General features: G+C 61.8%; 11 protein-coding genes. 5 read left to right on the forward strand and 6 right to left on the reverse strand.

Annotated elements, in window-relative coordinates:
* Window position 1: 1 nt before the first annotated feature.
* The 6 genes from selB to fdnG all read right to left on the reverse strand — a co-directional run bounded on the left by selB (window position 2) and on the right by fdnG (window position 9,112).
* On the reverse strand, window positions 2-1,918 hold the full coding sequence (gene selB, locus QRN61_RS17035) for a selenocysteine-specific translation elongation factor (protein ID WP_285374373.1): 1,917 nt from the start codon (window positions 1,916-1,918) through the stop codon (window positions 2-4).
* On the reverse strand, window positions 1,915-3,327 hold the full coding sequence (gene selA / locus QRN61_RS17040) for an L-seryl-tRNA(Sec) selenium transferase (protein ID WP_115989745.1): 1,413 nt from the start codon (window positions 3,325-3,327) through the stop codon (window positions 1,915-1,917). The genes selB and selA overlap by 4 nt, the downstream gene beginning before the upstream one ends.
* A gap of 191 nt (window positions 3,328-3,518) precedes the next feature.
* Window positions 3,519-4,445 (reverse strand): formate dehydrogenase accessory protein FdhE, encoded by a 927-nt coding sequence (gene fdhE / locus QRN61_RS17045; protein ID WP_285374296.1) that lies wholly within the window; start codon window positions 4,443-4,445, stop codon window positions 3,519-3,521.
* A gap of 3 nt (window positions 4,446-4,448) precedes the next feature.
* On the reverse strand, window positions 4,449-5,114 hold the full coding sequence (locus QRN61_RS17050) for a formate dehydrogenase subunit gamma (protein ID WP_103483471.1): 666 nt from the start codon (window positions 5,112-5,114) through the stop codon (window positions 4,449-4,451).
* Window positions 5,111-6,046, reverse strand: a complete 936-nt coding sequence (gene fdxH, locus QRN61_RS17055; RefSeq protein WP_285374297.1) for a formate dehydrogenase subunit beta — start codon at window positions 6,044-6,046, stop codon at window positions 5,111-5,113. The genes QRN61_RS17050 and fdxH overlap by 4 nt, the downstream gene beginning before the upstream one ends.
* Window positions 6,047-9,112 carry a formate dehydrogenase-N subunit alpha gene (gene fdnG / locus QRN61_RS17060; RefSeq protein ID WP_285374298.1) on the reverse strand — a complete coding sequence of 1,022 codons (3,066 nt, stop codon included), beginning with the start codon at window positions 9,110-9,112 and terminating at the stop codon, window positions 6,047-6,049.
* Window positions 9,113-9,435: 323 nt separating this feature from the next.
* Between fdnG and QRN61_RS17065 the strand changes: the two genes are divergently transcribed.
* The 5 genes from QRN61_RS17065 to QRN61_RS17085 all read left to right on the forward strand — a co-directional run bounded on the left by QRN61_RS17065 (window position 9,436) and on the right by QRN61_RS17085 (window position 14,225).
* Window positions 9,436-10,590: a MalY/PatB family protein gene (locus tag QRN61_RS17065; protein ID WP_285374299.1), complete on the forward strand. Its 1,155-nt coding sequence runs from the start codon at window positions 9,436-9,438 to the stop codon at window positions 10,588-10,590.
* Window positions 10,591-10,804: 214 nt separating this feature from the next.
* Window positions 10,805-11,662: a glucose 1-dehydrogenase gene (locus QRN61_RS17070; RefSeq protein WP_285374300.1), complete on the forward strand. Its 858-nt coding sequence runs from the start codon at window positions 10,805-10,807 to the stop codon at window positions 11,660-11,662.
* Between the two features lie 87 nt (window positions 11,663-11,749).
* On the forward strand, window positions 11,750-12,361 hold the full coding sequence (locus QRN61_RS17075) for a Yip1 family protein (protein WP_027612797.1): 612 nt from the start codon (window positions 11,750-11,752) through the stop codon (window positions 12,359-12,361).
* A 36-nt stretch (window positions 12,362-12,397) separates the two neighbouring features.
* Window positions 12,398-13,741: a cation:proton antiporter gene (locus tag QRN61_RS17080; RefSeq protein WP_285374301.1), complete on the forward strand. Its 1,344-nt coding sequence runs from the start codon at window positions 12,398-12,400 to the stop codon at window positions 13,739-13,741.
* A gap of 187 nt (window positions 13,742-13,928) precedes the next feature.
* Window positions 13,929-14,225, forward strand: coding sequence for a hypothetical protein (locus QRN61_RS17085; RefSeq protein WP_027612795.1), 297 nt, complete (start codon window positions 13,929-13,931; stop codon window positions 14,223-14,225).
* Window positions 14,226-14,242 lie beyond the last annotated feature (17 nt).

A 14,242-nucleotide genomic window follows, 5' to 3' on the forward strand; every position in this document is an offset into this window, starting at 1 on the left:
CTCAGGGTGCGTCGGCACTGGCCAGCGCGTTGTCGTGGCGGATCACCCGGGATTCGCCGATGCGCCGGGTCAGGCCGAGGCGGTCGAAGTATTCCAGGTACTGAATACAGCGTTTGCGTCCCAAGCCTAGCGCATCACGGAAGGTTGTCACCTGGATCGACGGATTTTCCTGCTCCAGTTGCAACAGAATGTTGGCCATGCGCCGCAGTTGCCCGTCAGACAGAAACAGGTCGCGCACCACTTGGTGCATCAATCCCAAGCGCGCCAGTTTGCGCAACAGCAGGCGCACCACGGCATCCTCCACGCCCAACACGTTGGCGACATCACGTACCCACGGCGGATCAAACCCGGCCTGCTCGAACAGCGGCTGCATGCGCTGCCACAGGGTTTCGTCTTCAGCACTCAAACGCACCTGATGATCCGGCAGATGCAACCACGGCCCGCTGGCGTTGATCGACCCAGCAGCGCGCAGTTCTTCCAGCAGGCTGACAAAGGTCGAGCGCTCCAGCGCCAGACCACTGAAGCGTCGCAGGCGGTCGCGATCCGGGCCCATCTGGTCCGGTTCCAGCTCATGCAATTTCGCCAGTTGCTCCAACAGGGTGAACTTCAATTGCCCCCAGCGCTGCACATTGAACAGCACCGGTCCCTGGCGGGTGTCGATCAGGCGCACGTTGGCTGGTAGCGCCCAGTCTTCACGCTGACGATTGAACTGGCGCTCCAGCCGTTGCGGATCGAGGCCGCCAGCGCTGTGGTCAAGCAGCAGTGGTAACGCTTGTTCAAGACTGTCGCTGCCGGCCAGGGCCTGCAGTTGCGCCAGCCGTTCCGGGCTGCGGCGCTGGCGGGCCGGGGCAAACGGGTCGAGTACCTGACCGCCACCGAGGGTGCGTTGCGCGCTGTGGTCACGCAGGATCAGGCGATCGCCCTTCACCGCGTGCACCGGGGCGTTGATCAGCAATTGCGCGAACATGCGCTGACCGGGGCTCAAACGCGAACCTTCGAGCAACGCCACACGGGCGATGACGTCCTGAGTGCCGAGATGCACATGCACCGGGTGAAAATGTTCGAACGTGCGCTCGCCGGGCAGCAGTTGAAACTCAATGTCGACCCGTTGCGTCGGTGCGTGCAGCCATTCGGCCAGCAGCCATTGGCCGCGATGAATCTGCTCCAGGGTCAACCGGTCACCACTGATATTCAGCGCCACCCGTTGCCCGGCGAAGGCTTGTTCGGCGGCTTGATTCTGCGCGTGCAATCCGCGCACCCGCACCGCTTTACCGGACGGCCCGAGGGCCAGTTTATCGCCGACGCAAACCGCGCCCGACAACGCGGTGCCAGTCACCACGATCCCGGCGCCCGCCACGCTGAAGGCGCGATCAATGGCCAGGCGAAAACCACCTTCGCGGCTGCGCTCATGGACTTCACGTTGAACCTGCAGCAAGTTCTGGCGCAGTTCATCGACGCCCTGCCCGGTCACGCTCGACACCGTCAGCATCGGTGCTTCGGCAAACGGCCCGGTTTCCAGCAGGTCGAGTACCTGACGTTCAACCTCTTCCACCCTGCCCGCTTCAACCCGATCGCATTTGGTGATCGCCACCAGCGCCCGGGGAATGCCCAGCAACTGCACAATCGCCAGATGCTCACGGGTTTGCGGCATCACCCCGTCGTCCGCCGCCACCACCAGCAACACCAGATCGATGCCCTGCGCGCCGGCGAGCATGTTGTGGGTGAATTTCTCGTGGCCCGGTACATCGATGAACCCGGTCAGCCCGGCACTGGGTTCCAGCTCCGCGTAGAGATAACCGAGGTCGATGGTCATCCCACGCTCGCGTTCCTGCGGGCGGCGGTCGCCGGTTTGCCCGGTCAGCGCTTGCAGCAGCGAGGTCTTGCCGTGGTCGATGTGCCCGGCGGTGCCGACGATCACGACTCGACCTGCAACTGCGGCAACTGCGCCAGCCACGTCGGCTCGTCGTCGAGTTGGCGTAGATCGAGCCACAGCGCGTCGTCGTCAATTCGACCCAGCACCGGAATCGGCAAATTGCGCAACGCAGCTTCCAGATTCAGCAGACAACGCCCGCGCAAACGCTTGGACACTTGCGGGCGTAAGCACAGCGCCGCACTCGGCAACCGCGCCACCGGTTGGCTGCCGCTGCCGATCATGCCCAAGGCCTGCACGGCGCTGACCTGCCACGGTTCGCCCAAGACTTCAGCCATCGCCGGTTGCAAACGGCAAGCCTGGGCGAGGATCTCGGCTTGCGGGCGAGTCAACAGCCGCAAACTCGGCAGACGTTCGGCGAGGCGATCCGGATCGCGATACAGGCCCAGCACCGCTTCCAGTGCGGCCAGAGTCAACTTGTCGACCCGCAAGGCGCGCTTCAACGGATTCTTCTTGATCTTCGCGATCAGTTCTTTGCGCCCGACAATCAACCCGGCCTGCGGCCCGCCGAGCAATTTGTCGCCGCTGAAGGTGACGATGTCCGCACCGTCGAGCAGCGCCTGCCGTACCGTCGGTTCCGCCGGCAGGCCCCAACGGGTCAAGTCCAGCAGACTGCCGCTGCCCAGATCCTCCAGCAGCGGCAAGCCGTGCCGATGCGCCAGCTCGGCCAGTTCGGCGGTGGGCACCCGGGCGGTAAAGCCTTCGATGCTGTAGTTGCTCGCATGCACGCGCATGATCAAGCCGCTGCGCGGGCTGATCGCCGCTTCGTAGTCGCGGGTGTGGGTGCGGTTGGTGGTGCCGACTTCATGCAGGCGCACACCGGCGCGGGCCATGATGTCGGGAATGCGGAACGCGCCGCCAATCTCGATCAGCTCACCACGGGAGATGATGCCCTCCTTGCGCGCACCAAGGCTGTTCAGGGTCAGGAGCACCGCAGCGGCATTGTTGTTGACCACGGTGACGGCTTCAGCGCCGGTCAGCTCGCGGATCAGGCCTTCGATCAGGTCATCGCGATCACCGCGTTTGCCACTGGCCAGATCGAATTCCAGATTAAGCGGATAACGTGCGGCCATCTGCACCGCGTCGATGGCTTCGTCCGGCAGCAAGGCGCGGCCCAGATTGGTGTGCAGCACCGTGCCGGTCAGGTTGAACACCCGCCGCACGTTGCTGCGCTGTTGCTGCGCCAGACGCTCGCCGACGCGGCCGGCGAGCACTTCGGGGCTGATTTCAATGGCAGACAGTTGACCTTGCAACACGCTGAGCCGCAGCTCATCAAGCAACTGCCGCAAGCCGCTCAGCAACGCCTCACGACCATAACGCTCGGCCAGCGGCAGACAGGCCGGGTGACGCAACAAACCATCAATGGAAGGCAACCGCAGGGCAACACTCGAAGACATCAGCCACTCCCGAAAACAAGACTCTCCGGCATGACCTGACGCAACGCGTCTAAATACAGCACACCGGCCCCCAATTGTGGGAGCGGGCTTGCTCGCGAATGCGGTGAGTCAGCCACAAATAATCTGACTGACACGGCTCCTTCGGGAGCAAGCCCCCTCCCACAGGTTTTTCAGGAGTGTAGACGCTCTGGTCATTCGTCTCCCGGCGCCAGCAACAGATTCGGTGCCAGACGCTGAATACCGTCCTGCGCCAGACGCATGTCGAGCAGCAGGCTGGTGAGGTCAGCTGACAGCGCTTCGCCTTCGGCATCGTTTTCCAGGTACAGCAATTTCAAGTAGCTGTTGCAGCTCGGACAGACCTCTGCCCGAATCGGCGCCTGATTGGCCGCATGCCGATCGTCCTCCAGGCTCAGGTAATCGAGGCCTTTACTCGACTCGCAATACACGCACTTGACCCGCACCACGTGCCATTCGCAGGCGCACAGCGAACACACCAGATAGCGCAGGCCGTTGTGTTTGCCGCGATGGCGGATCACCCCGGCCATCGCCGGTGAACCGCAACCCGGGCACTGGCTGAGGCTGTCGCCGGGTTTCAGTTGCAGGTTCGGTGCGCTGAGCAGCCAGTGGCTCCACGCCGCTTGCAACCCGGCGCCGAGAAACGGCACCAACTGTGCCGGCACCATCGAATATTGACCGCTGACCAACGCCACCGCCCACGCACGCAACTGGCCGGCACTGGCGCTGCGCAGTGTGGCGAGCGCGTCGACTACGGCGGGTTGATCGGGCGGCACATAGCGTTGCAACAGAGCATCCAGATAAACCTGCCAGCCCTCCTCGCGCACCAATGTGTCGGCAGCAAACGGCGGCAAACCATGCAACTGACAGGCTTCGATCCTTTGCTGATCAAACGGTGCCGTCAGCGGTGGATCGTCGAAAACCTGCTGCTGAGCCCGGCACAATCCGGCGATCAGCCGCAGGTAATCGGCCAGCGGATGCCCGTGAGCCAATTGCTCCAGGCGCTGGGCGCGCAAAGTGAACAGGTTGTGCGGCGGCAGGTGCAGAAACGGCGGCGAACTGGCCGCCGCTTCGATTTCCCCGGGTTCAAGAATGGTTGCCAAAAGTCAGCCCTTTTTGGTGATCGGTCGCTCCGGCACGTCCGGATTGCGTTCATCGCGGGTGATGTCGCGATACCACAGTTCATGGTGCTTCTTCGCCCAGGCGCGGCTGACCCAACCATGCAGCATCGCGTCCACCGAACCCTTGATCCACAGCCCGGCGTAGATGTGCACGATAATGCTGAGGATCAGCACAAACCCGGCCAGCGCATGCAGGAGCATGGCCCAGCGGATCACGGTGATGCCGAAGTAAGCACTGAAATACGCACGCCAGATCACCAGACCGGTGAATAGCAAACCAAGCATGCACAGCAGTAAAGTCCAGAACAACATCTTCTGCCCGGCGTTGTACTTGCCCACCGGCGGCACGCTTTCTTCATCGTTGACCAACACCCGATCAATGCGGCGCATCCACTTCCAGTCGTTGTCGATGAAGAAATTCGCGCGCCAGAAGCGGAACACCAGGCCGAGGAACAACACGAACATCAGCACGCCCATGAACGGGTGCAGAATCCGCGTCCACGGCCCGCCGCCGAACAGGTTAGTCAGCCAGAACATCGACGGATGAAACAACGCCAGCCCGGACAGCCCGGCCATGAAGAACAGAATCGCCACCAGCCAGTGATTGGTGCGCTGGTTGGCGGTGTAACGCAGGATCGTCTTGTTGCTCATGGCCGGTTCTCCCCGCGTGGATCGAAGGTGTGCACCGCCGGATCGACAACGTGCACCGAAGTATCCGGTGGCGCCGGATGATCATCCTCCTCGGTGCGGTTCGGCCCGATGCGCACATAGTGGAAGAAACCGGCCAGCACCGCTGCACCCATCGCCAGCAGGCCCAACGGTTTGCTGATGCCTTTCCACAAGCCCACCAGCGGGCTGATGGCCGGCGCATCTGGCAACCCGGCGTAGATCTTCGGCGTGTCGGCGTGGTGCAACACATACATCACGTGAGTGCCGCCGACGCCTTCCGGGTCATACAGCCCGGCGTTGTCGAAGCCCCGGCTTTTCAGGTCGACGATGCGTTCGGCGGCGTGTTCCTTCATGTCTTCCTTGGTGCCGAAGACGATGGCGCCGGTAGGACAGGTTTTCACGCAGGCCGGCTCCAGCCCTACCGCGACGCGGTCGGAACACAAGGTGCATTTGTAGGCCTTGTGATCCTTCTGCGAGATGCGCGGAATGTTGAACGGGCAACCGGTGATGCAGTAACCGCAGCCGATGCAGTGATCCTGATCGAAATCGACGATGCCGTTGGCATGCTTGATGATCGCCCCGGGACTCGGACATGCCGCCAGGCAACCCGGCTCGGCGCAATGCATGCAGCCGTCCTTGCGGATCAGCCACTCGAGGTTGCCGGCGTCGGTTTCGTGTTCGGTGAAGCGCATCAAGGTCCAGGTTTCTGCGCTCAGATCCTGCGGGTTGTCGTAGGTGCCGTGGTTGTGGCCGACCTCGTCGCGCAGCTCGTTCCATTCCGAGCAGGCGACCTGGCAGGCTTTGCAGCCAATGCATTTGGTGGTGTCGATCAGCTTGGCGACTTCCTGCTGATTCCTCACCGAGGGCGGCACCGTGGTGGTGGCCGAGCGGGCAATGATGTCTTGGCTGGCCATTTACAGTTTCTCCACGTTGACCAGGAATGACTTGGATTCCGGGGTCTGTGTGTTGCCATCGCCGAGGAACGGCACCAGGGTGTTGGTCAGGTAACCGTGACGCGTCTGACCGGTGAATCCCCAGTGCAGCGGGATGCCGATCTGATGCACCACCTGGCCGTTGACCTGCAGCGGCCGGATGCGTTTGGTCACCACCGCCACCGCCTCGATGAACCCGCGCTTGCAGCTGACCCGCACCCGATCCCCGGCCGCGATGCCCTTCTCCTTCGCCAGCACTTCGCCGATTTCGACGAACTGCTCGGGCTGGGCAATCGCATTCAACTTGCAATGCTTGCTCCAGAAGTGGAAGTGCTCGGTCAACCGGTAACTGGTGCCGGCGTACGGGAAGTCCTTGGCTTCGCCGAGGCTTTCCCAGACCGAATCGAAGATCCGCGCCGCCGGATTGCTGATGGCTTTCTTGTTTTGCGGGTGCAGCGGGTTGATGCCGATCGGCGTTTCGAACGGCTCGTAGTGCTCGGGGAATGGCCCTTCGTTCATCTTGTCGACGGCGAAGAACCGCGCCACGCCTTCCGGGTTCATGATGAACGGGTTCATCCCGGCTTCCGGCGGCACATCGGCCTTGTAGTCCGGCACATCGGTGCCGCCCCAGGCCTTGCCGTTCCACCATACGAGGCGTTTTTTCGGATCCCACGGTTTGCCCGCGACGTCCGCCGAAGCGCGGTTGTAGAGAATCCGCCGATTGGCCGGCCACGCCCAGGCCCAGCCCTGATGCTGATGCATGCCATACGGGTCGGCATTGTCACGCCGGGCCATCTGGTTACCGGCTTCGGTCCAGCTGCCGGCGAAGATCCAGCAACCGGACGCGGTGCTGCCGTCGTCCTTGAGCAACCCGAACCCGGCCAGTTGCGAACCGGCCTTGACCGCCACGCCGCTGGCATCGGTGAAGTCGGCCATGGCGCTGCCGTTGATCTCTTTGGCCAGCTCCTCCGGCGATGGCTCGTCGGGGATCTTGTACGGCCACGACAGGTTCAGCAGCGGATCGGGGAACTTGCCGCCCTCGGCCTGATAACGTTTGCGCAGACGCAGGAACAGTTCGCTCATGATGCGGATGTCGGTTTGCGCTTCACCGGGGCCGTCGGCGCCTTTCCAGTGCCATTGCAGCCAGCGACTGCTATTAACCAGCGAGCCGTCCTCCTCGGCAAAGCAGGTGGTCGGCAGGCGAATCACTTCGGTCTGGATCTCGGCGCTTTTCACATCGTTGTATGGCCCGACGTTCTGCCAGAACTCCGAGGTTTCGGTGGCCAGCGGATCCATCACTACCAGCCATTTGAGTTTGGCCAGCGCAGCCATCACCCGGTTCTTGTCCGGCAACGCAGCGATCGGGTTGAAGCCCTGGCACATGTAGCCGTTGACCTTGCCCTGGCTCATCAGGTCGAACATCTTCAGGACGTCGTAGTTCGGGATATCCAGTTTCGGCAGGTAGTCGTAATTCCAATTGTTCTCCAGCGTCGCGTTGGCGCCGTACCAGGACTTCATCAGGCTGACGTGGAATTTGCTGTAGTTCTGCCAGTAGGACAGCTGCCCCGGACGCAACGGCATTTGCGTACGTTTTTTGATAAAGGCGTTGTAGTCCTGCTCGGCATCGCCACCCAGGGTCAGATAACCCGGCAGCGAGTTGGACAACAACCCGAGGTCGGTAAGGCCCTGAATGTTCGAGTGTCCGCGCAAGGCATTGACCCCGCCGCCCGGCATGCCGACGTTGCCCAGCAGCAGTTGCACCATCGCCGCACTGCGGATGATCTGTGCGCCGATCGAATGTTGCGTCCAGCCGAGTGCATAGAGGATGGTCATGGTTTTGCCCGGCGTGGAGCACGTGGCAATCTCATCCCAGATTTTCTGCATGGCATCGACCGGCATCCCACAGATCTGGCTCGCCAGCTCAATGTTGTAGCGGCTGTAATGCTGCTTCATCAATTGATAGACGCACTGCGGATCCTGCAGGGTCGGGTCGACCTTGACGAAACCATCCTCACCCAACTCGTAACCCCAGCCGGATTTGTCGGTGTAGCTGCGTTTGGCCGCGTCGTAGCCGCTGAAGATGCCGTCTTCAAAGCCATAGCCGGCTTTGACGATGAACGAGACGTCGGTGTAGTTGCGCACGTATTCGTGCTGGATCTTGTCCTGAGTCAGCAGGTAATTGATCAATCCGCCCATGAAGGCGATGTCGGTACCGGTGCGGATCGGCGCGTAATAGTCGGCCACCGAAGCGGTCCGGGTAAAACGCGGGTCGACCACGATCAGCCGGGCAGCGTTGTGCGCCTTGGCCTCGGTCACCCATTTGAAGCCGCACGGATGCGCTTCTGCTGCGTTGCCACCCATCACCAGGATCAGATTCGCGTTGGCGATATCGGTCCAGGTGTTGGTCATGGCTCCACGGCCGTACGTCGGGGCAAGACTTGCCACCGTCGGGCCGTGTCAGACACGCGCCTGGTTATCGAACCCCAGCATGCCAAGACTGCGAATCACCTTCTGGGTGATGTAACCGGCTTCGTTGGACGCGGCCGACGCGGCGAGGAACCCGGTGGTCAGCCAGCGATTCACCGTTTGCCCGGTGGAATTTTTCTCGATGAAGTTGGCGTCGCGGTCGGCCTTCATCAGGTCGGCGATGCGATCCAGTGCTTCATCCCAGCTGATCCGGGTCCATTCGCTGCTGCCGGGCTTGCGCATTTGCGGATACAGCAAGCGGCCCGGGCTGTGAATGAAGTCCAGCAGGCCCGCGCCTTTCGGGCACAGGGTGCCGCGGTTGACCGGGTGGTCGGCGTCGCCCTCGATGTGAATGATGTTTTGCGCGACGTTCTTCGCGGCATCGCCCTGGCTGTACATGATCAACCCGCAACCGACCGAGCAATACGGGCAGGTGTTGCGGGTTTCATGGGTGTGGGCAAGCTTGAAGTGACGCACCTGCTCGGCGAAGGCCAGCGTCGGGGCCATGCCCAACGCGCCCAGGCTAGAGCCTGCAAGGCCGATACCGGCGACCTTGAAGAATTGACGACGGCTGAGATCCATCGTGCACTCCTGATCAGGTGGAACCCGGTACTTGAGCCGGGCTTTTTCTGGACAAACACGGTTACGGCAGAATGCCTGCCGGCTTTTTCACTGTAGACAATGACCACACACTCTGTGTGAAAACCGACCGTCGGCGACAATCGGTCATGCCCTGGAAAACCTGTGGGAGCGAGCCTGCTCGCGAAGAGGCCCTGTCAGTTGAGACAAATATTGACTGACACACCGCCTTCGCGAGCAGGCTCGCTCCCACAGGTTTTGTGTATCGCCGAGTGTCATGGGTTTATCATGGCGCCCATGAACAACCCGCCTTCACGAGACCGCGCATGACTTTCGATTTTGATCAGCTATTCGACCGCCACAACACCGGCAGCACCAAGTGGAGCCGCTACCCGGCCGATGTGTTGCCGATGTGGGTCGCTGATATGGATTTCGCCGCGCCACCGGTGATCATCGAGGCGTTGCAGCAGCGTCTGTTGCACCCACTGGTGGGTTACAGCGTGGCGCAGGACAACTTGCGTGAAGCCATCGTCGCCGACCTGTGGGACAAGTTCGCCTGGAAGGTCAAACCGCAGGAGCTGATCTTCCTGCCGGGCGTTGAATCCGGTTTCAACATGGCTTTGAAAGCGCTGGTGCAGCCGCAGCAGAACGTCGTGGTGCAAGTGCCGAACTACCCGCCGCTGCGGCATGCGCCGGGGCATTGGGGGCTGAACAAGGTCGAGCTGGAATTCATAACTCAGGCCGATGGCAGCTACGCCACGCCGCTGGAGACCCTGCGCGAATCGCTGAACGGTGGCGGCGCCCTGCTCCTGAGCAACCCGCACAACCCGATCGGCAAGGTGTTTGGCCGTGAAGAACTGCAAGCCGTGGCCGACATCTGTGCGGCACAGGACGCCTGGATCATCTCCGACGAGATCCACGCCGAGCTGTGCTTCGACGGCCGCGTGCACATTCCGACCGCGTCCCTCAGCCCGGAAATCGCCAAACGTACGATCACCCTGATGTCGGCGAGCAAGGCCTACAACATCGCCGGCCTCAAAACCTCGTTCATGATCATCCAGGACGCTGCCCTGCGCGAGCGCGTCAACCACGCCCGTTGTGGCATGGTCGATAGCGTCAACCCGCTGGGCATGGAAGCCACCCGCGTCGCCTACAGCGAAGGTGCGCCGTGGCTGGCCGAACTGAAAACCTATCTGCAGGCCAACCGCGACTGGCTGGTGGATGCGGTGCGCAGCCGCTTGCCGGGGGTGACGATCAATGTGCCGCAAGGGACTTATCTGGCGTGGCTCGATTGCTCGGCGCTGGACCTGGACAATCCGCAGCAGTTCTTCCTTGAGCAGGCCAAGGTTGGTCTGAGCGCGGGGCTGGATTTTGGTGATCAGCACCAACAATTCGTGCGCCTGAACTTCGGCTGCCCGCGGTCGTTGCTCGAAGAGGGCATCAGCCGCATGGAGCGTGCCCTGACCCAGCGCAATACCTGAAAACACCCTAAACCCTGTGGGAGCGAGCCTGCTCGCGAATGCGGTCTTTCATCCAACAAAGAGGGTGACTGATACACCGCATTCGCGAGCAGGCTCGCTCCCACATTGGTTTTGCATTTCCAAGTCTGAAAGACCAGCGCAAATCCGATCGAACTCACGGCAAACCGTCCGGGTCAACCACCCATACCTGCCCTGAGAACCTCGGAGATTTGTGATGACCGATTACCCAAAACCACCCTTCCCCGCACAAGCCCAAGCCGTCCCCGGTGCGCAAAGCAAAATGCAGCCGTACCCCGACTGCGGCGAGCAAAGCTACGTCGGCTCCGGGCGGCTGGCCGGCAAAATCGCGCTGATTACCGGTGCCGACAGCGGCATTGGCCGCGCGGTGGCGATTGCCTTCGCCCGTGAAGGCGCTGACGTGGTCGTGGCCTATCTGAATGAACATGACGACGCCAAAGAGACCGCGCGCTGGGTCGAACAGGCGGGCCGTCAGTGCCTGCTGCTGTCCGGCGACCTCGCGCACAAGGCCCACTGCCAGGAACTGGTGGACAAGACCGTCGAACGCTTCGGACGCATCGACATTCTGGTCAACAATGCCGCGTTCCAGATGACCCACGAAAACTTCGAAGAAATCCCCGATGACGAATGGGTGATGACCTTCGACGTCAACATCACGGCGATTTTCCGGTTGTGCCAGGCGGCGATCAAACACATGCGCCCCGGCGCGTCGATCATCAACACCAGCTCGGTCAACTCGGACATGCCCAAACCGACCCTGCTGGCCTACGCCACCACCAAGGGCGCAATCGCCAACTTCACCGGCGGACTGGCACAGATACTCGGGCCAAAAGAAATCCGCGTGAACTGCGTGGCCCCCGGACCAATCTGGACGCCACTGATCGTCTCGACCATGCCCGATGAAGAAGTGCAGAACTTCGGCAGCGAAACCCCGCTCGGTCGCCCCGGGCAACCGGTGGAAGTGGCGCCGATTTACGTGCTGCTGGCTTCCGACGAGGCCAGTTACATCACCGGTCAGCGCTATGGCGTCACCGGCGGCAAGCCGATGCTCTAAGCGGCGCGAGAAAAACTGAACCTGGCGGCATGACGTCCCTCCATACCTTTAAGAGCCCCAACCGGTCTGCAGGATCAGGAGGTCGTCATGTCCGCCCCTCTCATCAAACTCTTCACCCAGCCCAACTTCGCCTGGACCGATATCCGCCGCGAGGAAGAGGCCCATCCCCGTCACTACCTGGCGCATCTGTTGCTATTGGCGCTGATTCCCGCCGTGTGTCTGTTCCTCGGTACCACGTATGTCGGCTGGAGTCTGGCAGCCGGCGAGACCGTACGCTTGAGCACGGCCAGTGCACTGCAACTGAGCATTCTGCTGTATGTGGCGATTGTCGCCGGGGTCGCGATCATCGGCGGGTTCATCCGCTGGATGTCACGTACGTTCGACGCACGCCCCACGCTTAACCAGTGCATCGGTTTCGCTGCCTATACCGTGACGCCGTTCTTCGTCGCCGGGATCGCCGGCCTCTATCCGAGCCGCTGGCTGGCGATTCTGGTGCTGGGTGCCGCGTCGGTGTATTCGACGTTCCTGCTGTTCGTCGGCCTGCCGACGTTCATGCATGAGCGCAAAGAACAGGGCCTGCTGTACTCGGCCTGCGTCTGGGGCGTCGGCCTGTTGGTGATGGTGACCATTCTGGTGTCGATGATTCTGCTGTGGTTCAACGTGCTCGCGCCCGAGTACTTGCGAACTACCGTTGGTTAACCCGGTGTCAACGCTGTCGTCGATGGACGGCCGAACATGAGCTTTGTCATCTGGGTCGCGGTGCTTGGCGCGGTGTTGCTGACCCTCGCGCTGACCTCGTCGTACCTTCGCTGGATGCCGGTCACCACTTCGGCCGTGTGCCTGCTGCTGGGGATCGGCATCGGCCCCAGCGGTCTGGATCTGCTGAAGCTGTCACTGGAAAACGCTTCCGTATGGATGGAGCACCTCACGGAAGTGGCGGTACTGTTTTCGCTGTTTGTCTGCGGGCTGAAGTTGCGTCTGCCCCTGCGCGACAAGCGTTGGCGGATTGCGTTCGGGCTGGCGGGCCCGGTGATGGTCTTGACCATCGCCGGGGTCAGCGTGTTGCTGCACTGGGGCCTGCAACTGTCGTGGGGGCCGTCGCTGCTGATCGGGGCGATGCTGGCGCCGACCGACCCGGTACTGGCCGCGCTGGTGCAGGTCAACGATGCGCGGGATGTCGACAGCGTGCGCTTCGGTCTGTCCGGTGAAGCCGGGCTCAATGACGGCATCGCGTTCCCGTTCGTGATTCTCGGCTTGCTGCTGTTGCAGGCCGACGCGCAACCCGGCGCCTTGACCGATTGGGTGCTGCACGGTTTGCTCTGGGCGGTGCCGGTCGGTTTGCTCACCGGTTACTGGATGGGGCGCGGCATCGGTCGGTTGACGCTGTCGTTGCGCATCCGCAACGACGACAGCACCCTGAGCCCGAATGATTATCTGGCGCTGTCGCTGATTGCTCTGGCTTATGTCGGCGCAGATGCGATTGGCGGTTATGGTTTTCTGTCGGTATTCGCCGCCGGCCTCGGCTTGCGTCAGGAAGAAGTCAAATCCACCGGCGCCAGCCAGCCGCCCGCCGAACATCTGGTGCAACCGGTGGTCGGCCACCAGAACATCGAACCGCAGCACGCGGTGCACGGCGATACCGAACGACTGGAAAGCAGCCAGGTCGCGGCCGGGATCATGATGGGCGACATGCTCTCGTTCGGCAGTCTGGTGGAACGGGCCATGGAAGTGTTTCTGGTGACCCTGCTCGGCGTGGTGCTGGTGCCGCATTGGGACTGGCGCGCACTGGTCATTGGCGCGGTGCTGTTCTGCGTGGTGCGTCCGGCCTGCGTTGCGCTGATGCCATGGGGCAGTTTGCTCGACGGTGGTCAGCGGCTGTTGATCGGCTGGTTCGGCATTCGCGGGATCGGCAGCCTGTTCTATCTGTTTTATGCCTTGAACCACGGGCTGAGTCCTTCAGTCGCGACGTTGTGCACCAACATCACCCTGTCCGTGGTGGCATTGAGCATTTTGCTGCATGGCATCAGCACGCAGCCGCTGCTGGCGCGCTACGAACAACGGCAAAAACGAAAAAACTGATTTTTCCGGCGGCAATATATCGGGAAATCCATCGAAGTTTTTTCTGAAAATAAATGGATCCCTCGGCCAAAACCGACAGTCACAACCATAACCCCTCGCTGGATGCACTCGGCGGGGTCCGGCAGGTTCGGTTCCCCTGCGGCTTGCAGCCCATGAAGAGGAATCTTTGGATAACAAGGTCACGGTCATGAAAGAATGCTCGACTCCGGCACAAATCAAGGCTTGCAGGGCTTTGGCCCTGGAACGCAATCGTCAATTGTTCGAAGACGCCCACGCCCTCAACCGAGCGGCTTACGAGCTGCTGGAAGCGGACAATCTGGACCTCGAACAGTTTGAGCACTATCGAGCAATGCGCCGCAAAGCCGATGGGAAGTTCGAGGAAGCCATCGATCACTTGTGCGTCCTCAACGAAGACTTCCCGCCGATTCCGATGTCGCCGCATCACTCGCAGGAATTGCGTCGGCAACTTGAAACCGTCGAATAAAGCACACAAGAAAAAGC

This window comes from Pseudomonas sp. lyk4-TYG-107 (assembly GCF_030209055.1).
Classification (GTDB): domain Bacteria; phylum Pseudomonadota; class Gammaproteobacteria; order Pseudomonadales; family Pseudomonadaceae; genus Aquipseudomonas; species Aquipseudomonas putida_A.